20 protein-coding genes, 1 tRNA gene and 1 pseudogene are annotated in these 25,527 nt (G+C 39.6%); 14 read left to right on the top strand and 8 right to left on the bottom strand.

Translation table 11 applies throughout. The annotated features are described in order from the left end of the window. Window positions 1-109 precede the first annotated feature (109 nt). The 10 genes from RM347_RS09405 (at window position 110) to rfbD (ending at window position 14,331) form a co-directional block, all read left to right on the top strand. Window positions 110-1,465 carry an ABC transporter ATP-binding protein gene (locus tag RM347_RS09405; protein WP_322720860.1) on the top strand — a complete coding sequence of 452 codons (1,356 nt, stop codon included), beginning with the start codon at window positions 110-112 and terminating at the stop codon, window positions 1,463-1,465. After that, entirely contained in the window at window positions 1,453-1,968 is a 516-nt protein-coding gene (locus RM347_RS09400) for an acyltransferase (RefSeq protein WP_322720861.1), read from the top strand. Before RM347_RS09405 ends, RM347_RS09400 begins: the two co-directional genes overlap by 13 nt. A gap of 140 nt (window positions 1,969-2,108) precedes the next feature. Next, a complete protein-coding gene (locus RM347_RS09395; RefSeq protein ID WP_322720862.1) occupies window positions 2,109-6,764 on the top strand; it encodes a glycosyltransferase in 4,656 nt (1,551 codons plus the stop codon). A gap of 95 nt (window positions 6,765-6,859) precedes the next feature. Beyond that, window positions 6,860-7,768 (top strand): methyltransferase domain-containing protein, encoded by a 909-nt coding sequence (locus tag RM347_RS09390; protein WP_322720863.1) that lies wholly within the window; start codon window positions 6,860-6,862, stop codon window positions 7,766-7,768. 56 nt (window positions 7,769-7,824) lie between these two features. Further along, window positions 7,825-8,787, top strand: coding sequence for a GDP-mannose 4,6-dehydratase (locus RM347_RS09385; protein ID WP_322720864.1), 963 nt, complete (start codon window positions 7,825-7,827; stop codon window positions 8,785-8,787). A gap of 379 nt (window positions 8,788-9,166) precedes the next feature. Further along, window positions 9,167-10,465 carry a glycosyltransferase family 4 protein gene (locus tag RM347_RS09380; RefSeq protein WP_322720865.1) on the top strand — a complete coding sequence of 433 codons (1,299 nt, stop codon included), beginning with the start codon at window positions 9,167-9,169 and terminating at the stop codon, window positions 10,463-10,465. Window positions 10,466-10,492: 27 nt separating this feature from the next. After that, window positions 10,493-11,554, top strand: a complete 1,062-nt coding sequence (locus RM347_RS09375; protein WP_322720866.1) for a glycosyltransferase family 4 protein — start codon at window positions 10,493-10,495, stop codon at window positions 11,552-11,554. 109 nt (window positions 11,555-11,663) lie between these two features. Then, window positions 11,664-12,740, top strand: a complete 1,077-nt coding sequence (locus RM347_RS09370) for a glucose-1-phosphate thymidylyltransferase (protein WP_322720867.1) — start codon at window positions 11,664-11,666, stop codon at window positions 12,738-12,740. 118 nt (window positions 12,741-12,858) lie between these two features. Beyond that, the gene (gene rfbC / locus RM347_RS09365) at window positions 12,859-13,404 is read left to right on the top strand and encodes a dTDP-4-dehydrorhamnose 3,5-epimerase (protein WP_322720868.1); all 546 of its coding nucleotides are present in this window, start codon (window positions 12,859-12,861) and stop codon (window positions 13,402-13,404) included. A 36-nt stretch (window positions 13,405-13,440) separates the two neighbouring features. Then, window positions 13,441-14,331 (top strand): dTDP-4-dehydrorhamnose reductase, encoded by an 891-nt coding sequence (rfbD, locus tag RM347_RS09360; protein ID WP_322720869.1) that lies wholly within the window; start codon window positions 13,441-13,443, stop codon window positions 14,329-14,331. Window positions 14,332-14,534: 203 nt separating this feature from the next. On the opposite strand, the gene RM347_RS09355 is transcribed toward rfbD, so the two are convergent. After that, window positions 14,535-15,272, bottom strand: coding sequence for a 2-phosphosulfolactate phosphatase family protein (locus tag RM347_RS09355; RefSeq protein WP_322720870.1), 738 nt, complete (start codon window positions 15,270-15,272; stop codon window positions 14,535-14,537). A gap of 329 nt (window positions 15,273-15,601) precedes the next feature. Between RM347_RS09355 and RM347_RS09350 the strand changes: the two genes are divergently transcribed. Further along, on the top strand, window positions 15,602-16,021 hold the full coding sequence (locus RM347_RS09350; protein WP_292721488.1) for a BlaI/MecI/CopY family transcriptional regulator: 420 nt from the start codon (window positions 15,602-15,604) through the stop codon (window positions 16,019-16,021). Then, the gene (locus tag RM347_RS09345; RefSeq protein WP_322720879.1) at window positions 16,021-16,860 is read left to right on the top strand and encodes a M56 family metallopeptidase; all 840 of its coding nucleotides are present in this window, start codon (window positions 16,021-16,023) and stop codon (window positions 16,858-16,860) included. Before RM347_RS09350 ends, RM347_RS09345 begins: the two co-directional genes overlap by 1 nt. A gap of 438 nt (window positions 16,861-17,298) precedes the next feature. Here the strand turns inward: RM347_RS09345 and RM347_RS09340 are convergent, their stop codons facing one another. Together RM347_RS09340 and RM347_RS09335 are read right to left on the bottom strand one after the other, a co-directional pair. Beyond that, window positions 17,299-19,596 carry an ATP-binding protein gene (locus tag RM347_RS09340; RefSeq protein WP_322720871.1) on the bottom strand — a complete coding sequence of 766 codons (2,298 nt, stop codon included), beginning with the start codon at window positions 19,594-19,596 and terminating at the stop codon, window positions 17,299-17,301. Between the two features lie 2 nt (window positions 19,597-19,598). Further along, window positions 19,599-20,675, bottom strand: coding sequence for an AAA family ATPase (locus RM347_RS09335; protein ID WP_322720872.1), 1,077 nt, complete (start codon window positions 20,673-20,675; stop codon window positions 19,599-19,601). Between the two features lie 226 nt (window positions 20,676-20,901). On the opposite strand from RM347_RS09335, the gene RM347_RS09330 reads away from it, so the two are divergent. Beyond that, window positions 20,902-21,690 carry a hypothetical protein gene (locus RM347_RS09330; protein ID WP_322720873.1) on the top strand — a complete coding sequence of 263 codons (789 nt, stop codon included), beginning with the start codon at window positions 20,902-20,904 and terminating at the stop codon, window positions 21,688-21,690. Here RM347_RS09330 and RM347_RS09325 read toward each other — a convergent pair. The 5 genes from RM347_RS09325 to RM347_RS09305 all read right to left on the bottom strand — a co-directional run bounded on the left by RM347_RS09325 (window position 21,687) and on the right by RM347_RS09305 (window position 24,870). Next, complete coding sequence (locus tag RM347_RS09325) at window positions 21,687-22,865, bottom strand: aminotransferase class V-fold PLP-dependent enzyme (RefSeq protein WP_322720874.1); 1,179 nt, start codon at window positions 22,863-22,865, stop codon at window positions 21,687-21,689. The two genes, RM347_RS09330 and RM347_RS09325, sit on opposite strands and share 4 nt — an antisense overlap. 24 nt (window positions 22,866-22,889) lie before the next feature. Further along, window positions 22,890-22,961, bottom strand: a tRNA-Asn gene (locus RM347_RS09320). Between the two features lie 143 nt (window positions 22,962-23,104). Next, the gene (locus tag RM347_RS09315; protein WP_322720875.1) at window positions 23,105-23,656 is read right to left on the bottom strand and encodes an NYN domain-containing protein; all 552 of its coding nucleotides are present in this window, start codon (window positions 23,654-23,656) and stop codon (window positions 23,105-23,107) included. Window positions 23,657-23,906: 250 nt separating this feature from the next. Beyond that, window positions 23,907-24,584: an ABC transporter ATP-binding protein gene (locus tag RM347_RS09310; protein WP_322720876.1), complete on the bottom strand. Its 678-nt coding sequence runs from the start codon at window positions 24,582-24,584 to the stop codon at window positions 23,907-23,909. Window positions 24,585-24,597: 13 nt separating this feature from the next. Further along, window positions 24,598-24,870 carry a hypothetical protein gene (locus RM347_RS09305; protein ID WP_012410874.1) on the bottom strand — a complete coding sequence of 91 codons (273 nt, stop codon included), beginning with the start codon at window positions 24,868-24,870 and terminating at the stop codon, window positions 24,598-24,600. 368 nt (window positions 24,871-25,238) lie between these two features. Between RM347_RS09305 and RM347_RS09300 the strand changes: the two are divergent. Next, a pseudogene (locus RM347_RS09300) lies at window positions 25,239-25,527 on the top strand (photosystem II D2 protein (photosystem q(a) protein)); the annotation flags it as partial.

The raw sequence follows: 25,527 nt of genomic DNA, 5'->3' as shown, positions 1-25,527 counted from the left end.
ATGTATGCTCCAACAAAGAATGGAATACTTGATAGCTTAAATTGATCATTTATTTGTGATTGATCAAGTTGTGCAGTCTTGAATGTTCTAGTAGTAAATATGTAGTGGTATGGGTGAGAAAATTGCAATTTCGCTGAAGAATGTCTCGAAATGCTACAAGCGGTATGCTAGTCCGGGAGATAGACTTAAAGAAATTTTGCTACCCGGCAAAAGCCATTCACAAGAATTTTGGGCATTACAAGATATTAATTTAGATGTTGCTAAAGGCGAGACTTTAGGAATTATTGGTCAAAACGGATCTGGCAAAAGTACTCTACTGCAAATTATTGCAGGCACGTTAACACCAACGACAGGTGAAATTGAAGTCAAGGGGCGGGTTTCTGCTTTGCTCGAGCTAGGTAGTGGGTTTAATCCTGAATTTACTGGCAGACAAAATGTATTTTTTAATGGGCAAATTTTAGGATTAAGCCGAGCAGAAATAGAAGCAAAGTTTGACAAAATTGCTTCCTTTGCTGAAATTGGCGATTTTATGGAAGAGCCAGTCAAAACATACTCTAGCGGTATGTTTGTTCGTTTAGCGTTTTCAGTAGCAATTAACGTTAACCCAGAAGTTTTAATTGTAGATGAATCTTTAGCAGTAGGCGATGGTATCTTTGTCCATCGTTGTATGGCCAAAATTAGAGATTTTCAAGATGCCGGTGGGACAATATTATTTGTATCTCATGATATAGGTTCTATTTCACGCCTGTGTTCAAAAGCTCTCTGGATTAATAAGGGTTTAATAGTAGATTCTGGAAAACCACCTGAAGTATGCAAACACTATCAAGCATGGGTGCATGAAGAAGTGAATAAGAGACATAAAGTCAATAATGCAGCATTACAGCAGGATACAGAGGAAATTCCTGAATCGGTAGAAATAGATGTTTGTAAAATTACTAATAAGCAATTAAATACTTATACGAATAAGCCATATATAGCTTTTTCCAGTTTTGAAAGATTTGGGACAGGTAGAGCGGAAATTAATGGTATATCAGTACTTGGTGCAGACAATAAACCTTTGAAATTAGCGTACCCAGGAGATGTAATTAAAATCAGAGTTAGCACTTTTATCCATGATAATGTTAGAAAGCCAAATGTCGGCATAGCTTTAGTTGATAGGTTGCGTACTGTTCTATCAGGGTGGAGTACTGAATTAATAGACCTAAATTTTGGTAATGACTGGTTATCCAAGTCGCAGAAGGGAACAACAATTATTGAATTTGAAATAGTTTGGCCTCACTTGACTGGTGACAGCTATGCCATAGATATAGCATTCGCTGATGGTTCAAACGATAGTAATGAAATGTTAGATTGGATTCAAAATGCAACTGTTATCCAATCAGCTACAAACGAAATTGTACATGGTTTAATTCAATTATCCAGCACAAAGGTAAGACTATGTGAGGAATTACTATGTACAAGTTAATTGAAAGATTTTTGAAGTCTAAAATAGAAATATGGATGAAATCTCATATTCAAAATTATCTTGATGAACTTATATCCCAAGGTTACTTTGATGAACGTATCAAGCAAGTAAATTTAACCCAATATATAGTTTTTGGTGATTCTCAAAGACTAACATTGTCACCTACATGTGTTGTTAATAATGCACTATTTAATGTATCATCAGGAAACATTTCAGTAAGCGATCATGTTTTTTTTGGTCATAATGTTAGTTTAATAACTGGCACTCACAACTATACAAAATTTGGATTAGAAAGAATGGAGGATTTTCCAAAAGAGGGAAACGATATTATTGTTGAGGAAGGTGCATGGATTGCTAGTAATGTAACAGTTATTGGACCTTGTAACATTGGGAAGCATTCTGTGATAGCAGTAGGTTCGGTTGTTAAAGGAAATATTCCTAGCTATCATGTTGTTGCAGGTATTCCTGCTAAAACTATAAAAGAAATAAAATATCCTCTTTAATAATAAGTAGAATAATTAAGCCAATGATATAGGATTTTATTTACTAAAAAAATAATAGATTAATAAACGTGATTAAAAAATATACTTTCTCAATTTCCAAAAACTATATATAAAAAACTCTATTTGTTTGAGGTGAATGCATGAGTTTGAGATATGTACAGGTTTTAGACGCATTGGATTTTGGTGATGCGGTATCAAATCAAGTAATCCGAATTCATCAGATGCTTATAGAAAAGGGTGAAAAAGCACAAATTTTTTCTAAATATGCAGATTCTAGAGTAGAAAAACATCGGCAAAATATTGCTGAGTTTTGTATGGATGAAGATACTGTTATCATACATCACTTCTGTGGCTATTCGGAAATTGCAGATACAATCAGTACTTTACGTGGATACAAAATTTTTGTATACCACAACATAACACCTCATACTTTTTTTGATAAAACAGCAGTATTATACAAATTTTGCCAAAAAGGTCAAGCTCAACTTCAGCAGATCATTAGCAAATATAATTTAGTTTTAGGAGATTCACCATTTAATTGTCAAGAAGCTAAAAATTTAGGAGCAAGCCAAGTTAAAGAACTTCCAATTATAGTTACTGATTTTACTCAAACATTGATATCTGAGGATTTAGTCAAAAGTTTGCAAGCCAATCTTGATAAGGTTTGGCTATTCGTTGGACGTATAGCTCCAAATAAAAGGCAAGACCTTATTATAGACATTTTTAATCATTATATAAAATTATATCCAGATGAAAAACATCACTTATATTTAGTAGGTAGGTATGATGAAAATGATTATTTTTACAAAAAGCTTTGCTTAAAAATCAATCTTTTAGCACTTAATACACAAGTTACGCTTGTAGGTAAAGTTGAGGACGAAAACCTTCCCGCTTACTATAAAGCAGCAGATTTATTTCTATGCATGAGTGAACATGAAGGTTTCTGTGTACCTATAGTAGAGGCATTTCTTAATCGAATACCAGTAATTGCTTATGCTGGAACAGCAATAGCAGATACTATGGGTGGAGGGCCTGGCGCTCTTGAAAATCTGGATGTTGAAAGTGCTGTTAAGCGCATTCATTCAGTGTTTACAAACAAGACTCTTAAAGATGAACTAATTTTTCATGGTATTAAACAAGCTCATCGTTTCAGTTCTGATGCTGTACGTAAGCGTTTGTATGCAATTATAGACAACATTACAGAAAACGATCAGAGAAAAGAGCCATTAAGGGTTTCTGTAGTTATCTGCACTTGCGATCGTAGTGACTATCTCAAGAGATGTTTAAACTATCTTAAAGATCAAAAATATACGAATTTTGAGGTAATAGTAGTTAATGGTCCATCAACTGACGATACGATGGAAGTTCTTTCAGCTAGGAAGGATATAAAAGTAGTTCAAAATCCTCTGCGTAATCTTTCAGTATCACGGAATTTAGGTATACAACAAGCTTCTGGAGATATTGTAGCTTTTATTGATGATGACGCTTTGCCTTATGACAACTGGCTTTTTGAAATTGTCAAACGTTATAAGGAATTGCCCTCAAATGTTGTAGGCGTAGGTGGTAGGACATTTTTTGCAAATAAATTTATATTTCAGTTTGAAGCAGGAATTTCAGATTTGTTTGGTGCAGCATATCACGTTTCTATTAATGATCAACGAATCAATCAACCTGATTTTTATAGATACTTAATGGGAACTAACTCAACATTCCGTAGAGATGCTTTGATTGCAGTCAATGGTTTTGATGAACAATATGATTATTACCTTGATGAAACCGATTTGGCAGTTAGATTACAAAAAGCAGGTGGTGTATTAGCAAATGCCAATCAAGCTTATGTGAGGCATGAATTTGCACAAAGTCATAACAGATTAGGGAAATATAATTTTAACTGGAGAGTAATAACTAAAAATACTGCCTATTTTGGAATTAAAAATGCCGCGCAATCGGCATCTTTATATACAAGGATATTGGTAACTAGTAAAAATATATTGAAAGAACGTTGCTTAAGTTTTATTGAGGCCTGGCGTCAAGATGATTTGGAATTAAAACTAGCTATTTACTATTCTTATTGTGCAGTTATAGGTACTTTACGTGGTTATTATGACTCTTGTTTTCCACGAAGACTCGGGCAAAATTTAGATGATGTAAATAATCCTTTCGTTTCTTATATGGGAAGCCAGGATACAAAATGGTATCTTTCTAAAGAAGTTAAGCTACATATTTTAATTATTTCTCAAGAATTTCCTCCAAACTCATTCGGAGGAATTGGAGCATATAATCAAACCCTTGCCCGAGAACTAATACAAATGGGGCATGAAGTAACTGTCATCAGTCGTGGTTCAAGAGATTGTACGGATGTGATTGGACCTCTGACTCATATCCAAGTTGCTTCTGTCGAAAATTATGATGGCATCCCACAATGTCCTATTCTTTCAAAAAATCTTGCTTGGGCAAGAAAAGTGGCACAGATAGTACAACAAATTCATCATGAGCGTCCAATCAGCGTTATTGAGTCTGCTCTTTGGGATTTTGAAGGAATTGGCATATTAATGCTTCGTCCTGAATTTAAAGTACCACTCATAGTCCGCTTAGTAACTCCACTTCTTGTCTCTATAAAGATGAATGGATGGCAGATGAGTGAGGATTTGAAGCATTGTGTGCAAATGGAACAGGAATTAATTCGCTACGCAGATAGTATTATTGCTATTAGCCACAGTATTAAAGATAGTGTTGTATCAAATTATAATTTAATTCCTGATGCTCGCTGGCTTGTCCAGCCTTTAGGGGTACAACCTTGGCCTACTTATACAAATGTCACTAATTATGGTGAACTTCCCAAAGATTTAAAACGGGGAGCTATACAAATTCTTTTTGTTGGTCGCTTAGAATCAAGAAAAGGTATTGATGTATTTCTTAATGCCTTAAAACTTATAATGCCTAAAGAGCCAAAAATATTTGTTTGGATTGCTGGTGCAGATATTGGAGGCTGGGAAGAAAAAGCGCGTCAGATACTAGGCGATCATGCATACGAGCGTGTCCAATTTTTGGGTATGGTCTCCGAGGAAAGGCGAGAGTTACTTTACGCTAACTGTGATTTTCTCGTGTTTCCCTCTCGCTATGAATCTTTTGGACTAGTGCCATTGGAAGTAATGGTTCACGGTAAACCTGTCATAGGTGCAAAAGCAGGAGCGATTCCAGAAGTAGTAGTGGAAGGCGAATGTGGTCTTCTTTTTGAACCTGATAATTATCAAGAGCTGGCACAAAAAATTCTGATTCTCGTCAAGGATAATAATCTAAGATATCAATTGGGCAAAGGTGCAAAGCAAAGAGTAGAAGTTCTTTCAGGCAGAAACATGGCAAAAGCTAGTGTAAAAATTTACTCCTCTCTAGTTAATGCCGATACTCAAATGCAGATAATCGATAGCCAAATTATTCAAAGATTTCAAAAAAATATCTTGTCGCTAGAAGCAGAAAAAGACAATATGCAATACGATTCAATCAATAATACTGAAATTACAAATCAACATTTGCAGCATTCCGTAAAACAATCTAATGAATTTCTTACGCGTTCGGACTGGAGCGTAACAAAACCTCACATTATTAGTTGGGGTTGGCTTAACTATATTATTAATCGTTTTGTAGTACCCAAAGCTGTAACTTTTATTAATTCTGTTCTTCATGAATCTATGCAACGACAGACTTCTGTTAATAATGCTCTAATCTCCAATAACAAAGTTTTAGAAGATGATTTAAATTCAATCAAGAAAAATATTGCTGATGATAAAAATACTATTGAACAGTTACTATCTGTAATTAAAGAAAGTATCAAGGAAAGTATCACTAATGGAAATAATAATGTTGAACATCAGCTAGGGGTATTTTATGAAAGGATTGCAGAGGTGAATAAAGATGTGGAACATCAGTTAGCTAAACTCGATCAAAGTATTGCAGAAGTAAATAAAAGTATTACAGAAGTGCATCAAGGTGTACAACACCAGTTAGCTTCGCTTCATGAAGGTATTGTAAAGGAAAACAAAGGTACAGAAGATAAATTAACTGGATTTTATGAAACTCTTACAGAGGTAAATAAAACTATAGAATCTCAATTAGCCGAACTTAAGGAAAACGTAGAGAATGAAAAGCAAAGTTTAACGGATACTTTGGCCGAGCTTAAAAAGTTAGTATATGAAACGCAAAGTCTCACTATCATTGAAAATGAAATGACCAGAAGTGAATTTAGTTATCGGTTAAAAGTTCAGCAAACTCAAAAACCAGTAATTATCGATAAGGAAAAATTTGCGGCTAATTTACACAATATACGCCTTAATCTTGGCTGTGGTCACATCATTATGCAAGATTATATTAATGTAGATCAAAGAGGATTAAATGGTGTTGATGTAATTGCCGATATAGGTAATTTGCCATTTGAAAAAGGGACTGTTGCAGAAATATATAATGCTCATGTTATTGAACATTTTACAGAGTATGAAATTATTAACCACATTTTAACTTATTGGTACGAATTACTAAAAAATGGGGGCAAAATAGTGATCGTTTGCCCTGATGCAAAATCGATGATCGTGGATTACGTAAATGGACAGTTCTCTTGGGATAACTTGAGAAAAGTTACTTATGGATCTCAAGATTATCAAGGAAATTACCATTACAATATGTACACTCCAGAAGCCTTATCTCAAATACTCTCAACCTGTGGATTTAAAGATATAAAAGTTGTTGATACAAAGCGAGTCAATGGTTTGTGTTATGAAATGGAAATTCATGCTGTTAAATAATTTCAAATTCCTTGAATAACCATCCATGCTAAAACAAGTAAGTTTTAGGGAGGAAAGATTGAATAAATATTTAGCAACAGTTGTCAGGCAACAATATGAAAGCAAAAATTCAAGGTAAAATTGTCTCTAAGATATCTCAAATTTTCACCAAAGAAGATTCAAATGAAGATTTTTTAAAAAGAGCATACACAATTATTTTAAATCGAGAAGTTGATTCTGAGGGATTATCTAACTGGTCAAAAATGTTAGATAAAGGTTTAGCTAGACATGATCTTGTCAGAGAACTGATTGCTTCAACGGAATTTTCTCAAAAAGTAATGAGTAGGTACTCTCCAGAATTCTGGAATTCTATTCACAAAGTAAGGTCGGAAATGGTTCAAACACTTCTTCCACAAGCTAAAACTATTTTAGATTTAGGAGGTGCTAATCCTGGCGATCCTATAGGTGCTTTACTAAGTTTTGGTTATCCATATCTGCCAGAAAAACTATTTATTGTAGACTTACCTCCGAATGAACGGATAATTCCAATATCTGAGTCTACAACTAAGCTTATGCATAAAAGCTGCGAAATTGAGTATGTTTATACAAATATGGCTGATTTAAGTCAGTTTAAAGAGGGTTATTTCGACTTAATTTGGTCAGGAGAGTCTATTGAGCATGTTTCTAGAGAAGATGCTGAACAAGTATTTTTACAGGTTTATAAGTTACTTAAACCAAATGGAGTATTTGCACTAGACACTCCAAACAGACGAGTTACCCAACTACAATGTCCCTATGGCTATATTCATCCAGAACATAAGCTTGAGTATTATTATGATGAGTTGATAGAAATATTAAATGATTATAATTTTGAAATAATCCAAACCAAAGGACTGATAGAACTTCCACAATCAATTAAAAAATCTACTTTTATAGTTGATGAGGTTTCTCAAAATTTAAGTCTAAATAATAATCCTAAAAACTCATATATGTTCTATATCGCCTGTATGCGAAGTAATATCTAAGCGTCTAATATTTGATGTTTTCATTTACTCTCGTCAACCGAGATTTCAATTAATTAATGACTAAAAAAGCTCTCATTACCGGATTAACTGGACAAGATGGTTCATATCTTGCCGAACTACTCATAGCAAAAGGCTACCAAGTCTTTGGTCTAGTCCGCCGTTCTAGCACCAGTAATCTAGAGCGTATTACCCACCTTTATGGCGACATTCAAATCGTATCCGGCGACCTCCTCGATCAATCATCCCTCATGGATGTAGTGAGCGAATGTCAACCAGACGAAATATACAATCTCGCCTCTCAAAGTTACGTTCCTCTCTCTTGGACACAACCTGCTCTCACTGCTGAATATACAGCTCTCGGCGTCTCTCGCCTCTTAGAATCTATTCGTCGCTGCAAACCTGATGCCAGATTCTATCAAGCATCCAGTAGTGAAGTTTTTGGTCAACCTGACGAATCGCCCCAAACCGAACGCACTGCCTTTCGTCCCCGGAATCCTTATGGTGTTGCCAAAGCTTATGCTCATTGGATGACTGTCAACTATCGGCAGAAATACAACCTTTACAACTGTTGTGGTATTACTTATACTCACGAATCACCTCGACGTGGGACAGAATTTGTATTTCGCAAAATCACGCACGCAGTTGCCCAAATAAAATTAGGTTTGGCAAATGAATTAAAATTAGGCAACCTAGATGCCCGTCGTGATTGGTGCTACGCCAAAGATGCTGTTTACGCTATGTGGCTGATGTTACAGCAGGAACAACCCGATGACTACCTTATTGCCAGTGGTGAAACCTACTCTGTTAAAGAACTTGTTGAGTGTGCTTTTGACTGTGTTGGGCTTAATTGGCAAGATTATGTCTCGGTTGACCCCGCTTTTTATCGCGCTGATGAATCAGTGCAGTTAGTTGGTTGCATTGATAAAATTAAAAATGGAATAGGTTGGCAGCCTCAATACTCTTTTAGTCAATTGGTCGAGTTAATGGTTGATTATGACCTTAAGAAATTAAGCAGTTAGCTCGTTTAGTTTCTTAATCATAAATAACCATTAACTTGAAACTAGAGAAAAAGTAAAATAGCTTACGTAAGAATGTAACTACTGAGTTTTTTAGTTATGGGTTTTCTTAGGTAAGTTTTTTAAACAAAAAATTCATGGCTCTTCATTACTTGTTATGCTAAATACGTCTGTAAATCAGCTTAAAACCCTTACTGGGCAATAATAACGACCGTTAATCTTAGCGTTTATGGCTTAATTCGAAAATTGAAGCTATAACTTCTTGTAAAGCTTGATTTTCAAGGCAAGTGACGGACTTTAATTAAAAGTCCAGCATAATACATACTGAAGAACCAAATTCATTAAAGATTTGCAATAAAAATAGTTTTAAATAGGTTTTAGGATGAAGATATTTATAGATTGTACTCACACTGCAAAACATACATATAAAAATACTGGAATTCATCGAGTAGTTCGAGAACTAACTTCTGAATTATTGAAAATAAGCTCGAACCGTACAGATATAGAAATCGTAGCAGTTATGTTTGATGGTAGTTTTATACGGAGGGTGACTAATCTTAATCAACAGCAAGATGAGGATTTTATCAAGGTTAATAAATATCTTGTTATAACCAAAATAAATATAAAAGTTAAAGCTATACTTTTTAGGCTGAAAAATAAATTGATAAAATTGTTACATTTATCAAATTTAATTGATTGGTTTCATTTAAATTCAGAAAATAAGAAAAAGGTTCTTCCGGAATTTGAAGGTTCTATAGTCCAGCCAGAAGATATTTATGTTATAGCTGATGCTAATTGGGATTTACCTAAAACTTACTACCGATTTTTACAACTTTTAAAAATGAATAAAGTTACTATTGTAGTTATATGCTATGACCTCATTCCAATAAAGTTTCCAGAGTTTTCTTCCAAGGGATTTACTGAAGCTTTTACAAAATTTTATAGCGATTATTCTACTTTATTCGACAAGGTATTATGTATTTCTCAAAAGAGTGCTGAAGATTATAATAAAGCGAAATATCAAGGAATATTAGATAATAATACACAAATTGTTCAAAGCTTTCGTTTAGGCTGTAACTATTATAAAGGTGATTTATTGGTAAGTGAAAGAAATAAGAATTTTGATGTAAAATTGCAAAAATTACTTAATAATAAATATATTTTAGTGGTTGGAAGTTTAGTGCCTCATAAAAATATTAAAACCATCATTTTAGCCTTTGATTTATTGATCAACTCTGGTCATGATGATGTATTTTTAGTTTTTGCAGGTAATAAAGGTTGGGACTCAGAAACTGATAATTTTATAGAATCTAATAAAATGTATGGCAAGCTCATACAAATACTAGGTTCAGTGACCGATGCTCAATTAGATTTTCTCTATCAAAATTGTTACTGTTTAGTTCAAGCCTCCTTTTATGAAGGATTTGGATTACCTGTGGTAGAAGCGCTACAACACTGTAAACCTGTAATTGCCAGCAATGGTGGCTCTTTGCCTGAAGTAGGAGGCGATTTTTGTAGATATTTCTCTCCTACTCAACCAAAAGAACTGTATGAAGCTTTAAAAGAGTTACTTGATTCAGAGGTTTACTACAATAATTTGGTAGATCGCATCAGAAATGAGTATGTACCATTTTCATGGCAAGAATCTGCTGAGGAGTTTCTCTCTTGTTTGTATAATTAAATTCAGTTTAAATAAAAGCTTAAAAATTTGTTGGTCAATCTATCTTTTTTATCTAAGAAACCCACAGGTATAACCACCTACGCTTTAAATATTCTTGCAAATCTGCAATCTCTTAAGCTGACATTATTAACTTCACAGTCAATTTCTGACTATGAATGCTATGAAATTTCATCAAAATTAACACCAGACTACGGCACTAAAGGTCATTTTAACCGTCTTCTCTGGACACAATTTCAACTACCACAAATATATAAAAACCTCAAATCAAGTTTTTTATTCTCCCCGTTACCAGAAGCACCCCTTTATAGCAACTGCCGTTTTATCGTCACATCTTTTGATATGATTCCGTTGCGCTTTGCTAAACGCTTCTCACCACTTACGCCTTACCACCGCTACTACACTCCTCAAGTCCTTAAGCAAGCACAACATATTATTTGCATCTCCCAGAGTACGGCTAAAGACATCACTGATTTTTACCAAATTCCAGCTAGCAAAATTACTCCTATTCTTCTTGCTCACGATCGCACTCACTTCCGTCCTCTCAATCTAGCTACCCGCAACTACTTTCTCTACATTGGTCGCCAAGACCCATACAAAAACATCCAGCGACTCATCAGTGCTTTTGCTGCGTTACCTAACTGCAAAGACTACGAACTATGGTTAGTAGGGCCAATTGATTCGCGTTACACCCCTACTTTAAAAGTGCAAGTTGCAGAACTAGGTATAACTAATCAAGTAAAGTTCCTAGACTACATTCCTTACAGCGAATTACCAAAAATTATCAATCAAGCGATCGCTCTGGTTTTCCCCAGTCTTTGGGAGGGTTTTGGTTTACCTGTCCTGGAAGCAATGGCTTGTGGTACTCCTGTCATTACTTCCAATCTCTCCTCTTTGCCAGAAGTGGCTGGCGATGCAGCCATTCTGATCAATCCCTACAACACAGGAGAAATTACAGAGGCAATGCAGGCGATCACAACTAATTCAGCATTGCGATCGCACCTTTCTAGCCAAGGTCTTACTCACTCTCAACAATTCAGTTGGGAAAAAACAGGAAAAGCAACTGCCGAAGTGTTATCCCGTTACTTGTAAAAGATAAACTAACACCAGAATTTAAATGCAAGGATTTGGGATTTTGTCAAGATTTCAGATTATCTTGACTAATGACTTGTAATTAATCCTAAATCCTGATGAAAGCACTATGAAAGCACTAATTCTTTCTGGCGGTAAAGGTACACGCTTACGTCCCCTTACCTACAGCGGGGCAAAACAACTTGTACCAGTTGCTAATAAACCTGTTTTATGGTATGGCATTGAAGAAATGGTCGCTGCTGGTATTACTGATATTGGCATCATTATCAGTCCAGAAACTGGGGCAGAAGTCCAAGGGAAAACCGGAAATGGAGAAAACTTTGGAGCGAACATCACCTACATCATACAAGACCAGCCACTTGGACTTGCTCACGCTGTCCAAGTCGCTCGTCCTTTTTTAGGAGATTCTCCCTTTGTCATGTACTTAGGAGATAACCTGATTCAACTAGGTGAGTTACGTTACTTTCTGCAACAATTTCGCCAACAACAGCCAGATGCTTTGATTCTCTTGCGTTCAGTTGCAAACCCTAGCGCCTTTGGTGTAGCTGAGGTCGATGAAACAGGAAGAGTATTACAGTTAATTGAAAAACCCAAAGTTCCTCCTTCAAATTTGGCACTGGTAGGAGTTTATTTCTTTTCTCATCTCATCTTTGATGCGATCGCAAATATCCAACCTTCCACCAGAGGTGAATTGGAAATTACTGATGCTATTCAATACCTAATTAATCAAAACAAGCAAGTTTTAGCCTATAATCTTCAAGGCTGGTGGCTTGATACTGGTAAAAAAGATGACTTATTAGAAGCTAACCGATTGATTCTTGACACCTATCTAACAGCATCAGTTCTTGGCGAAGTCGATGCTCAAAGTCAGATTATTGGGCGAGTCCAAATCGGTGCAAAATCTAAAGTAATTAACTGCACAATTCGGGGGCCAGTAGTCATTGGTAGCAATTGTCATTTAGAAAACTGCTTTATTGGCCCTTATAGTAGTATTGCTAATAATGTCACACTCATTGATACCGATTTAGAACACAGTGTGATTTTAGAAAGTGCTAAAATTGCCGGAATCCATCAGCGTATTATTGATAGTGTCATTGGACAAAGGGCACAATTGAGTCTTGCACCCCGTCGCCCCAAAGCCTTGCGATTTTTGATTGGCGATGACTGTCAAATTGAACTGACCTAATTCACTTGTTAAAAATAGGACAAGCCACTGTCAAAGTTGAAACACAGTGCCTGTAAAATATGAATGCGAAATTCATCTAAGAATCAGAATACTGCGGCACATCCTATAAATAATATTAATGAGCATTGTACATACCAAAATTCCCGAAGTTCTACAATTTGAACCCCAGGTATTTGCAGACGATCGCGGTTTTTTCTTTGAAGCTTACAACTATCAAAAATTTGCTCAAGAGACAGGCATTGTTACGAACTTCGTTCAAGATAACCACTCTTACTCTAAGCAAAACGTCTTGCGTGGGCTGCACTACCAAATCCAACAACCCCAAGGTAAACTCATCCGTGCTGTTGTTGGTACTATTTTTGACGTAGCCGTAGATATTAGAAAAAGCTCTCCTACATTTGGGAAATGGGTGGGTTCTGAACTCAGTGCTGAAAATAAACGCATACTGTGGATACCATTAGGCTTTGCTCACGGCTTCCTCGTACTTTCAGAAATAGCTGAAGTTCTCTACAAAACTACAGATTATTATGCGCCCCAAAGCGATCGCACAATTCTATGGAACGATCCAGATTTAGCTATAGATTGGCCACTGAGTGCGCCACCGATTTTATCAGCTAAAGACCAAGCCGGAAATCCTTTGAGAACTGCTGAAATATTTGATTAAGCTTGATGATTGCGTTAGGTACGAGAACTAATTAGGATGAGTCAATCAATTTTGCTGATTGGTAGTAACGGTCAAGTGGGTAAGGAACTGCAACAAATACTCCCATCCTATGGCAATGTTATCTCAGTAGCACGCCCAACAGTAGACCTTACCCAACCCGATACCCTCCGCAACGTTATCAGAGCCAAGCAACCGCAAATCATCATTAACGCCGCTGCTTACACTGCTGTGGACAAAGCAGAAAGCGAACCCGAACTTGCGATCGCTATTAATGCTACTGCACCCCTAATTATTGCCCAAGAAAGCCAAAAATTAGGAGCTTTTCTAATTCATATTTCGACAGATTATGTTTTTGATGGTAACGGGTATCGCCCTTACCAGGAAACTGATGCGACTAATCCCTTGAGTATTTATGGTAAAACTAAACTCGCTGGAGAAGAAGCTATTCGGGAAACTTGCGCCCATCATCTCATCCTCCGCACTGCTTGGGTTTATGGAACATTTGGCAAAAGTAATTTTGTCAAAACCATGCTGCGACTAGGTGCAGAACGTCAAGAACTCCGTGTTGTCGCCGATCAAATTGGTAGCCCGACTTGGGCGCAAGATATAGCGGCAGTTATAGCCCAGACAATTCCCCTGTTAACCCCAGAAATTAGCGGCACTTATCACTACACTAATAGCGGTGTTGCTAGCTGGTATGACTTTGCCGTTGCCATTTTTGAAGAAGCCCAACAGCTAGGCTTCCCTTTAAAAGTTGAACATATTGTCCCTATTACAACTGCCGAATATCCGACACCAGCCTGTCGCCCAGCCTATTCTGTGCTTGCTTGTGGAAAAATTGCGGCAATTCTAGGGACTTATGCTCCTCATTGGCGGCAAAGACTTCGGCAAATGCTCACAGATTTGAAAATTGGGCATGGGGTATAAGGCATTGTTGATTAACGCCGTGTGCGACTTTCTCTAAAACCTAACCCCCAACCCCTTCCCTGCAAGGGAAGGGAAGCAATAATCAAAGCCTCTCGACCTTTCGGGGAGAGGAATGGAAGCGGGGTTCCAAGAATAAGTTGCACATCGCGTTGATTAAGTTTCTCTCTATTCCCCATTCCCCACAGACGCGATGAATCGCGTCTCTACTTTTGATTTTTTAATACTCCCGTTTCATGTTGTATGGGTAAAACATCTAAAATATCAGTTTGGGAACAATATTTTAAATCTTCATGACAGTCAAGACGCAACAATCGTTGACCGTGACTAGCTTGGTGGAATAATGCCAATAAGTTATCTTGCCACTGAGAATAAAGAGCGATCGCACCAACTACTTCATCATTACCAGCTAGTTCTTCTGGTGACAACTGGGTTTGCTGCAAAATACTATGAGCGATCGCACCCGCACAAACTGTATCCTCCAAAGAAAAGCTACCTTCCCAACCGGAACCGACAATCCACACTGTCTCTGGTTGCTTTTCTAAAATAAATTGCACTACCGCCGCCCGGTTAATCAAGGCTGCTGCTAATAGATTTGGGGAGTCTTGTACCCGTTGTAAGGCACGAGTGCCATTGGTGGTGCTGATAAATAAGCGACGACCCTGCACTAATTCTGGTGTGCAGTCGAGGGGAGAGTTTCCCAACTCAAAGCCAGGTACTTTCGCGCCGCCGCGTTCTCCAGCCCGCAGCCGTTTTTCAGAGGGCCATTTTTCGCTAACTTCAATTAACTGGTCTAAATTACTGAATACTTGTACAGCTTCGCCTCCAGCTGCCAAGACAGTCGCTATTGTGCTAGTGGCTCGCAACACATCGACTGCGATCGCACATTCTGGCGCTTTATCCGTTGGAGTCAATTCAGGAGTGTGGTATACGAATAACTTCACGGGCTGGATACACCTGTTTTAATACTACTGTCGCAAATAACATTCTACCTAGTTGATGTCACTAACTATAGTTACAATTATTCGCAAAGACTTTTTTAGCATCAAAATGCACGATGTAACCCATTCAATACAAAAATACTCACAAAGTTCATTTTTATGCTTTTAGACTTTCAGATTTACTGCACTATCCTGTAATCTAAAACAAGAACAGATTTTTTAAAGCTGTATTTGGCATTCCAAGTTAGCACCACTACGCATCCTGACTAAACTTGCCAAATAAAAACTAAAATTTTTACCTCCACTCCGCTCATCCCAAATCGAAAATCGCTATGGCACCTTTACCGGACTACCGCCCCAAACAACTATCTTTAGGCCCGTTGGAAGCGGAAATTTTAAATATCATCTGGGAACTTGGTTCAGCCACAGTCAAGGATGTTCACGATCGCATCCTCGCCGATCCCAACCGCGAATTAGCGTATACTTCTGTCACCACCGTTTTACGTCGCCTCACTGATAAAGGTTGGCTAGCCTGCGACAAGAAAGAGCGAGCATTTTATTGGCGGCCAATGCTGAGTAAGCAGCAATCAGAAGTCATCAAAGCTCACGAGCAGTTACAGCGATTTCTGGCGGTGGGGAATCCCGATGTTGTTGCTGCCTTTGCTGATAGTCTGGATGAAGCAGCTAGTGAGCAAATAGCAGCGATCGCCAAACGCATTCAATCAGCACGCCAAGCCAGGGAGGAACAATGATGCATCTGATAATGATTTTGAATGCTTTGGCACTTGCCTGGTGGTTAAGATCCGCTTGGAATCAACCCCAAGGCAGTTGGAGTCTGCGGTGGCAGCGATCGCTATTTTTGTTTCTCTTCCCGCCTTTGCTAATTTTCATGACTGCGATCTCTGTGCTGTTCATGGGGCCTCAAGGACAAATGGGCGGGATGTATACAGGCTCAATTAGCTATTTACTAGCATTAATTTATTTGGCATTTTTTGCCATTTCATGCATTAAACTTGCCTTCCAAGGTTGGCAGTCTGTAGAATCTGCCCGTAACTGCCCCCTAGTGAATGTTGGCGATAGACGAGCCAGACTGCTGCAAACGGGCGCGTTGTTCGCCGGTCAAATCGGTTTTTGGCAACCAGAGCTAGTGGTTAGCCAAGGATTAGTGCAAACTCTCTCATCGGCTCATTTAGAAAGCGTCTTAGCCCATGAGCAAGGGCATCACTATTATAGGGATACGTTCTGGTTTTTCTGGCTGGGTTGGGTGCGTTCTTGCACAGCATGGTTGCCGAATACAGAGCCTTTGTGGGAAGAACTGTTAGCTTTGCGCGAACTCCGTGCTGACGGTTATGCAGCATTGCAGGTAGACCCTCTGGTGTTAGCAGAATCACTTTTATTAGTGGTTAGTAGCGGCCCCGTCTTATCGGAAATTTGCTGTGCTGCATTAGGTTCCTCTGGTGCAGATCGCCTAGAACAAAGAGTAGAAGCTCTATTAGCACCACCAGAACCAACCCCAGAAGCTCAATTGCAATCCTGGCATGGCTTTCTATTGGCGTTCCTGCCTTTACTGACTGTGATATTTCATAGTTAATTTGAATTTAGCAAGCTATTACAGCACGAAATCGTGATGTTTGTAACGAGAATTATGATGTTTGTAACAAAAACGTAGTGATTGTAACGAAAATCAGATTGTTTGTAACGAAATTATTGTGTTTGTAACAAAAATCAGATTGTTTGTAACAGAAATCGTAGTGTTGGTAACGAAAATCGTAGCGTTGGTAATGAAAACATATTGATTGTAACGAAAATCGTAGTGTTTGTAACGAAAATTGCGATATTATACCAATTTGAAAAAACTATGCGACAAATAGACCATTTGTAGAGACGCGATTCATCGCGTCTTTACTTTACCCAAGGATGTGTTGCAATCATTAATTAAATTGGTATTAAAAACAAATATCGCGATAAGAACAAATTAACAAGCGGTAATTAGGAATTATAGGCTGCGCTGTACTAGTGTAGCGATCGCTTATTCTTCTTCTAGCAACTGTTCTATATATTTTTGCACTAAAGGCACTTGAAAAGCATTGCCTTCTTGAGTCAAGATTTCTTTTCGCGTTAGTTTGCGGATAACACCTTTATCTTGCGGTGTGGGAGTCTCCCCGTGGATTATCCGGCGCAGGAGAGAGCGATCGCTATCTGTTAAACTCTTCCATAATTCCCGAAAATACTGATCGCCTCGCTCAAGCACAACAGGTATAACTTCTTTAACATCCTGTGCAGTAGCTTTTGCTGTATCTGCTTCTCGCCTGTTTCTTCTGATATCACGGTTTAGCAACTCCACCAACTCATAACACATTAACTGAACGAGATAAGGTTGACAGCGAGTAAGTCGGATAATTTCATCTACAGCAGTTGGTTCATAAATATCGCTGAAGTTCTCTACTGGCTGTTGAATCAAATCGCGGGCTTCTAACTCGTGCAGATAAGTCATTCGCAAAGCACGGGTGTTAATTAGATAGTCACTCCAGTAATCATCAAGTTCAGATAACTCCTGTGAACCACTAAAAAGTAAAATCCACTTGCGTTGATGTTGCAGCAGGTTACGAATAAAGTTGAGCGGCGCACGGCTGCTTGTTGCTTTCACCACCTCACCCAGGCGTTCATATTCATCTAAACAGAGAAGAAATTGCTTACCGGAGTTGCTGCGTTCTATTTCTGCTAACCAAGTTTGCAGCGCTGGAAATGGATCTTCTGCTAGTTTATTGGCATCTGGACGAGGCAAGTATACTTTGCGGGGTAATCGCCGTGCAGCTTCGATAATTTGTTGAGCTAAATTCTCAGCCAATCCTTTTAAGGTTGTAGCTGATGCTGCTCCTTGTAAATCTACCAGCAAAGGTACAATATTTGCTTGTATTCTATAAGGTAGATATTTCAGCGCTGAAGTTTTCCCTGTCCTCCGCCCTCCATAGAGTAACAGCACTGGCGGTTGCTCAGAAAGCGCCAAAGATTCGATTTCTCTAAATATATCAATTCGCCCTTTAAAACGATTCTTTGCTGTTTCCGGGTCTAGGGAGTTACCAGCAATATAAACTTGTCGAATTTCTGTTGAGCGCTGTGCCTGTTCCTTTAAAGTGCGCTGCGCCGTCTCTAGTATGGTCAGCCAGCCTTGTGCAGTGTTGCCAAAAGAGACAGCAACGCGAGCATTTTTTGTCAAAGCTAGACTTTGCCCCAGTTGGCGTAATGCATTGATGGGAATGTTCAGTAACTCATATTGACGATAAAGTGAAGTTGCTTCTTGTGATACCCATACATTCTGACTAATATCCAAAAATTGGGGCAGTACAATGCCAAGTTCTTTTGGTGGTGGTGAGGGAATCCACGCTAGTTGGTTGGCAATCTCCACAATATCGCTCAACCTCTGACAACGATTGACAATATCTACAGCAATACCAGAAATTGCCTGTGCAGCAACTTTTTGCTGATTGGTGGATGTAATTAGATAATTAATAGTCTCACGAGCAGCCATTGGGTTATTTCGGTAAGCCTCTACAATCATCACATCCATGAAAGGCAGAGGCAAAATAATCAATTCATCAAAGCGAGGAGGCAGATATCGCAAACAATTTACCCGCTTTTCATTGGGAAACAAGAATAGGATGAGTATCCACAGTAATTCTGGCAACCAGAAGCAAACCCTCAACACAGCCAAAATCAATACCACGCCTAGCGCTACGATGAACGCTATGACAAACGCCACGTCGAACGGCGCGCCGAACGCCATGCCGAACGCCACGCTGAACGGCACGCCTCCCCCCATACCTCTCGCCATACCGAACGCCATGCCTCCCCCCACGCTTGCCACTACGCCTAGTGCCACGACTATTACCACCTCTGCCGCTACGCCTGATAAAAATCTAGCTGCAAGATAAATGTCAACAATAGTAATAAGGGTAATAACAAGCCTATTTTTATTACCACCACGGTCAACAATTATTCCTATAAACCAGCCCACCAAAAAAACACAGCTTCTAAACCACTTAAAAGATTCACCACTAACTAGAGTGTAAAGTGGCGCCACCAGCAATACAGCTACCACTGGAACTACAACAGTTAGGCACCAAACTTGATTAGCATAGCGACGCAGGCGGGGGTTAGTACGAAACTCAGACCGTTTACTAAAAGGGTTATCTGTCGGCTTCAGTTCTGGATGGATATCGCGCAACCAACGTTCAAAAGTAAAACGTTTGAAGTAAATCCAATACAAGAGGCGCACGCATTCAGCCACATAATTCCAAAAGCCTGATGTTGGGGACTTGTTACTCATCACTATTTCACAAAGTTAAAAATTTTTGCCAACCACTCCTGTACTTGAGGCAGAGTTAGCACACGCACCAGACTCAAACCAATCACAAGCAGAATCAACATTCCGATGATCCTGTTTTGAACATCATCCCAACTCGTGCCAATGAATGTGGCTAGACGACCCAGACGCAACGGTATATCCCATAACCAACCCAGCAATGATTGCCACCATTTTCCTTTTGGTTTCGATTTAGGATCTGCAAGCTGTTGTTCAAACTGCTGTTTCGCCCACTTGATTGCCTTACCTTGTTGACGTGCTTCCCACAAATAGTAACCAGCCAATTGCAACTTGTAAGGATGACGATTACCCCACTGCTGGGCACGACTCTGTTCGTCTACACTCAAAGCTGCACCATTTGTAGACCGAGTTGGTAAGCGCGACAGTTCAATAGCCTCATCTGTAGTTAGTTCATTCAAATAAATAGTGTGACCAATATTGAAAAAACTAGAGACAAACCGATGCTCGTTAGCATAAACATCCAGTTGTTTACGCGAAGCCACCACTAGCATCAAGGCGTTGCTATCCATCAGCGATCGCAAATTGTCATAAAATCCATTATCGAATTTATCGGGATATTTCAAAAGGCTTTCAAAATCATCCAGACAGAGGACGGGTAGCTTTCCTTGCTGTTTCCATTCCTTCACCGCATCTGAAAATGCTTGACGATTAAGCGGTTTAGTCTTCCAACAATTTTGCAGACTGCGTTGTTGCCATCCCTGAACGTGACTCAGTAAACCTTCAGCCACAGCCTCATAGAAACCCGTTTCAGTTTGGCAATCTACACCCCGTAACGGTAGGTAAATTACCACATAATTACTGCTGTTGTTTAATATTCGCTGCTGCCAGGTCAGAACGAAATAATGCAGCAACGAAGATTTACCAATGTGCTTGTCACCAACTATATTTATACTTGTAGGCTGATCGCCCATCATCCGAGATGCGATCGCGTGTAATTCATCTTTACGACCGACAAACAGCCTGGGATCTTCAATCATCCCCGCAGCCACAAAAGGATTGGCAGGCAGCGCTCCAGAAGTCATGTAAAGCGTTTATCCTAGTTTCAGCAATTTAAGTGCAATCACCTAAAAGAATACCACTAGCCCGATAATGTCTTTGTGATCTGCTTCTTGGGTATGTGCTTTTGCCATATCATGAGAAGCCACAACAATTTCTAACACGAGATTTAAACCAAATCATTTCAATCTCCTATGCGGAAATCTGAATTTCGTGTGTGGGCTGCTTTGAGTAAAGACTACAGTTACAACAATGAGACTCAAAATCTTAGAGCAAACTCCAACATTATTGAAACTACAACTTAAGCCAGCAGCCATCCTCTACTGGTTATTTGGCGGACTATTTGTAGCAGGAGGCGTTTTGTTGATAACGACACTGGCAAAGACAACTATTTTTACTTGTAATCGGGTTAAATCCACTCAACAAAGTTGTCAATTAATCACCAAAAGTATTTTAAAATCTCAAGTTAAAAATTGGAATCTCAAAGAGGTGCTAGGTGCAAAACTAGATACTAGTACCACTGCTGGGAATAGTTATCCCTTAGTACTTCTAACAAGTGACGGTTCAATTCCCATAGATTTAGTAAATGCAGACAGCATTCAGAAAGAATCTAAGGCTGCACAAATCAATGCTTTTCTTAAAAACTCACGAGAACCAAAATTAACAATTCATGAAGATAGTCGTTTTTGGACTTATCCTCTAGGTTTCTTCTTAATTGCAAGTGGTGCTGTTTGCATTATTTATATGCTGATGAATAACATAATTATTTGCATTTTCGATAAAATCAGTGGCAAAGCAACTATTAAACGTGAAGGTTGGTTTGGTAAAGAAGTTGTTGAAGCTAAACTCTCAGAAATATCAGGGCTGAATATTGATGCAGTCACAATTGACACAGTAACAGTCACAAGTTCAACCAGTTACAATATCGTCTTAAACTTGGTATCTGACAAGAATATTTATTTGGCAGCTGGCCCAATGTTTACTGCTAAGAGTGCAGAACAGACCGTTGATGCGATCGCCACTTTCCTGAAACTAGATTAACCTGAGAGCAACCCCTTTAGAACCTTTGCCAAATACTCATACTGCTCTAAAGTATTGTAAATCTGCGCCGAAATCCTTACCAACAGCCGAGGTTTTTCCTGCCACGGCATCACCTGCACTTGAATACCAAACTTATCAAACAACTCATCATGTACAGTCATAAAATCGCGGTTTTCCAACATCGCAGGCAATGGTACAACCGCCATTGAACCAATCATCTCTTCTGGACAAGGCGGCTGCACTTCCAGCGCTTCACAAAGTAGCCGTCTTCCCTGCAACACTAGCTGATGATTTTGCTGTCTCAATTCTGTCCACCCACCAGGTAGCAACGAACCCATAAAAGCGATCGCTTCTGGTACACACATATAAGCTGTAGGATCGTCTGTACCTGTCCAGTCAAATTCTAACTGAAAGCGTGTTTTATCAGTGCGTGGCGAATTTGTCCCGTGGCTAATTGTCAGAGGACGAATTTCTGACTGTTTATCTCGTCGCACATACAAAAAAGCTGCCCCTTTGGGCGCACACAGCCATTTATGACAATTCCCGGTGTAATAAGTTGCGCCAATCTCTCGCAAATCGAGGGGAATCATTCCAGGCGCATGGGCACCATCTACTAATGTATCTACACCCCGTTGTTGCAACTCCTTCACCAACTCTAGAATCGGGAAGATTAACCCTGTCTGGCTGGTAACATGATCCAAAAGTGCTAATCGTGTTTTTGGTGAAACTCGCTCAATTACTGCTGCGATTACTTGCTGTGGCGAGTCAATAGGGAAAGGAACTTTTGCCACCACCACCCGCGCACCAGTGCGACTGGCAATAAAATCCAGTGCATTGCGGCAAGCATTATATTCGTGGTTGGTTGTGAGTATTTCGTCCTCTGGTGAAAACGTCAGCGACCTTAACACCGAATTAACGCCAGTCGTCGCATTAGGGACAAATACCAAATCCCGGACATCAGCACCTACAAACGCCGCCAGCTTACTTCTGGCATCATCTAGCAGGGGTTCCCACTCCCTACCAAAAAAGCGTAAGGGTTCATGTTCGAGCTGCGATCGCAGTCCTTGTTGAAACTCCAGCACTTGTTTAGGACAAGCACCAAAAGACCCATGATTCAGAAACGTCACAGCCGAGTCAAGCGACCATAAATCTCTGATAGATAATCTAGAATCCAAAATTTAAAATTCAAAATTGCTGAACTCCCCAGGCTGGATTCGAACCAGCGACCAATCGATTAACAGTCGATCGCTCTACCACTGAGCTACTGAGGACCACTCACGATTTATAATAATAGGGCTAAAAATATGATTTGGCAAGTACTTTCGCCAATATTTTTTTTAGATATTTAATTATAGAAATTTTGCAGCCAAAATTTATTCAGGAACTTAAGCAGAGACTGTTAAATACTAAATATCTACTGTAATCCCATTCGTAATTCAGCCAGACGCTGCCGCGCCTTAGCGTCAATGGCATTAGCTAAAAACCTACTCTTAGATTGTTTGCGCGTATGATACTTTTGTCGCATCCGGCAGACAGTGGCTTCCACTTCCCCACAGAGTTGTTGTGCTGACAACCATTCAGCCCCATACCCTTGTATCATCAACTGCTGTGCCCGATCTGATGTAGCAACAATCACACGAGAAATCAAAGATTGAGCTATTTGCTGACGAAAAGAAGCGCAGGATTTTTCAATATAAGTATCTGCTGTCTGACCAAAATCAGTGTAATAAACAGATAAAAGTTCAGTAATAATTTCTTTATTACTAGAGGTGTTCTGATATTGGGCATCAAAAACTATCTGAGTTGCATAACCTTGAAACGCGCTATAACCAGTCATCGCTTCCACAAGTTCGCCCCGTGCTGCCTCTAGTCCAACACTATCACGCGTTTTTTTAAGGCAAGGCCAAGCGCCTATTATATTGTAGCCGTCCACTAACAAAACGGCTTGGAGTAAGGAACGGGGCATGGTTTTTAATCACAATTTTCTAGAGTTAACAAAATTCATTCATAAGTTTTATAATAATTGATGCATTGTCTGTAACACTATGTTACATAGAATAAAAAATACGGTAGCCTCACAAAACTAAACCCTAAGACAGACGCGCCAACTTAAAACGCGCCTTTATTTAAAAGGCGCGTTGCAGTTCTTTTTTAGTAGTCTTCAGGAGTGCTAAATGCAATGAATTTTATTTATTTACTCAGCACTCAGCATTTAATTAAGAGGCTTCACTGTGTACCTCCATCAGACGTTGTTTGAGGCGTTGGGCTTCACCTCTATCTACCAGAGAGCCTTTTTCTAGCAAAAAAGCGCCGTCACAGTAATTTAACTCATCTAATCGATGTGTCACCCACAGGGCTGTAATACCTCGACTTTTGACAAGGCGGCGGACACCAGCAACTAAATCCAACTGGCTATCTGGATCTAGTAAGGCAGTGGGTTCATCTAATAATAAGACTTCACAACGACGGGCGATCGCACCTGCGATCGCTACTCGCTGTTTCTGTCCCCCAGAGAGTGCATAGATAGGGCGTCGTTGGAGGGTAAGCAAATTCACCGCTCCTAGCGCCTCTTCAACTCTTGCTCTGGTGGCAGCAGGTGGCAACTTTTCTTCCACCAATCCAAAAGCCACATCAGCACCAACCGTTGGCATAACTAGTTGATGATCCGGATTTTGGAAAACAAAGCCAACGGGGTGCAAAACCCGAATTTCCCCAGACTCAGGAGCTAATAACCCCGCAAGTAGTCTAAGTAACGTTGATTTTCCGCTGCCATTTGTACCCAAGAGCATCCAAAACTCACCCTTGGGTACTTCTAAAGAGCAAGATTTGATAACTTTCTCTCCATTCGGCCAACTGAAATTTAAATCCTTGACCTCAATGCCCACTTGAGCCATTTGTCAACCTTGGTTACTCAGCAGCTACAGCAAAAAAGCCAGGTGGTCTGCCACCACCAGGGGTTGTACCATCTTTCTGAACAATCTGCACCCCAGAAATTTCACTAGCGCGGACAGCAATTTTTTTCTCTGTCTTGCCCTCGCACTTGAGTTCCACAATGTCAGGGTTCCCAGAACGTATGGCTGCCAAAATTAGCTGATAGACAGCTTCAGCATCCTCTGCTGACTTACGTTGTACTGAGATAGGGAAAGCAGTGTTTCTGATGCTTAAATCGATGGTAAACATTTAGCAATAATCAAATCTAACTGTAGGACTCATTTTAGCGTCAGCTGACTGATTCTAGGGAAATGGGCATTGGGCATAAGAGGCAGAGGGGCTGGGCGGGGTGCGGGGGGCAGGGGGGAAAACTCTTCTCCCTTGCTCCCTGCTCCCTTGCTTCTTCCCCACTCCCCACCTCATCTAGATAAAAAATTAATTTTTATGACAAATCCCCTAGAAAAATTAGCGATTTACACCTAATATGATTAAAGGTGTGTAAAAAATTGTAAACTTGGTTAACAACCCAGTTAACTTTCTGCTTATGGAAGGCTTTCATCTAGCCCTCTATAATACAGATACAACCTGTACTTATAAACATTTGGAGATTTGCTCTAATGACCATCGCAGTTGGACGCGCCCCCGGTAGAGGGTGGTTTGACGTTCTAGACGACTGGCTCAAGCGCGATCGCTTCGTATTCGTAGGTTGGTCAGGGATACTATTGTTCCCCTGCGCCTTCCTAGCACTAGGCGGTTGGCTGACCGGTACCACCTTCGTCACCTCTTGGTACACCCACGGATTAGCCTCCTCCTACCTAGAAGGTGCTAACTTCCTGACAGTGGCAGTATCCACCCCCGCCGATAGCATGGGACATTCCCTATTGCTGTTGTGGGGACCAGAAGCCC

The sequence above is a fragment of the Nostoc sp. ChiQUE02 genome (assembly GCF_034531305.2).
Classification (GTDB): domain Bacteria; phylum Cyanobacteriota; class Cyanobacteriia; order Cyanobacteriales; family Nostocaceae; genus Nostoc.
The sequence above is the reverse complement of the archived record's forward strand: the minus strand, read 5'-3'. Positions and strand labels throughout refer to the sequence as shown.

What these genes read in the sequence shown, in the direction of transcription:
- RM347_RS09405 (WP_322720860.1), top strand. Translation starts at nt 110, where the DNA reads ATGGGTGAGAAAATTGCAATTTCGCTGAAGAATGTCTCGAAATGCTAC.
- RM347_RS09400 (WP_322720861.1), top strand. Translation starts at nt 1,453, where the DNA reads ATGTACAAGTTAATTGAAAGATTTTTGAAGTCTAAAATAGAAATATGG.
- RM347_RS09395 (WP_322720862.1), top strand. Translation starts at nt 2,109, where the DNA reads ATGAGTTTGAGATATGTACAGGTTTTAGACGCATTGGATTTTGGTGAT.
- RM347_RS09390 (WP_322720863.1), top strand. Translation starts at nt 6,860, where the DNA reads ATGAAAGCAAAAATTCAAGGTAAAATTGTCTCTAAGATATCTCAAATT.
- RM347_RS09385 (WP_322720864.1), top strand. Translation starts at nt 7,825, where the DNA reads ATGACTAAAAAAGCTCTCATTACCGGATTAACTGGACAAGATGGTTCA.
- RM347_RS09380 (WP_322720865.1), top strand. Translation starts at nt 9,167, where the DNA reads ATGAAGATATTTATAGATTGTACTCACACTGCAAAACATACATATAAA.
- RM347_RS09370 (WP_322720867.1), top strand. Translation starts at nt 11,664, where the DNA reads ATGAAAGCACTAATTCTTTCTGGCGGTAAAGGTACACGCTTACGTCCC.
- rfbC (WP_322720868.1), top strand. Translation starts at nt 12,859, where the DNA reads ATGAGCATTGTACATACCAAAATTCCCGAAGTTCTACAATTTGAACCC.
- rfbD (WP_322720869.1), top strand. Translation starts at nt 13,441, where the DNA reads ATGAGTCAATCAATTTTGCTGATTGGTAGTAACGGTCAAGTGGGTAAG.
- RM347_RS09350 (WP_292721488.1), top strand. Translation starts at nt 15,602, where the DNA reads ATGGCACCTTTACCGGACTACCGCCCCAAACAACTATCTTTAGGCCCG.
- RM347_RS09345 (WP_322720879.1), top strand. Translation starts at nt 16,021, where the DNA reads ATGCATCTGATAATGATTTTGAATGCTTTGGCACTTGCCTGGTGGTTA.
- RM347_RS09340 (WP_322720871.1), bottom strand. Translation starts at nt 19,596, where the DNA reads ATGAGTAACAAGTCCCCAACATCAGGCTTTTGGAATTATGTGGCTGAA.
- RM347_RS09335 (WP_322720872.1), bottom strand. Translation starts at nt 20,675, where the DNA reads ATGACTTCTGGAGCGCTGCCTGCCAATCCTTTTGTGGCTGCGGGGATG.
- RM347_RS09330 (WP_322720873.1), top strand. Translation starts at nt 20,902, where the DNA reads ATGAGACTCAAAATCTTAGAGCAAACTCCAACATTATTGAAACTACAA.
- RM347_RS09315 (WP_322720875.1), bottom strand. Translation starts at nt 23,656, where the DNA reads ATGCCCCGTTCCTTACTCCAAGCCGTTTTGTTAGTGGACGGCTACAAT.
- RM347_RS09310 (WP_322720876.1), bottom strand. Translation starts at nt 24,584, where the DNA reads ATGGCTCAAGTGGGCATTGAGGTCAAGGATTTAAATTTCAGTTGGCCG.
- RM347_RS09305 (WP_012410874.1), bottom strand. Translation starts at nt 24,870, where the DNA reads ATGTTTACCATCGATTTAAGCATCAGAAACACTGCTTTCCCTATCTCA.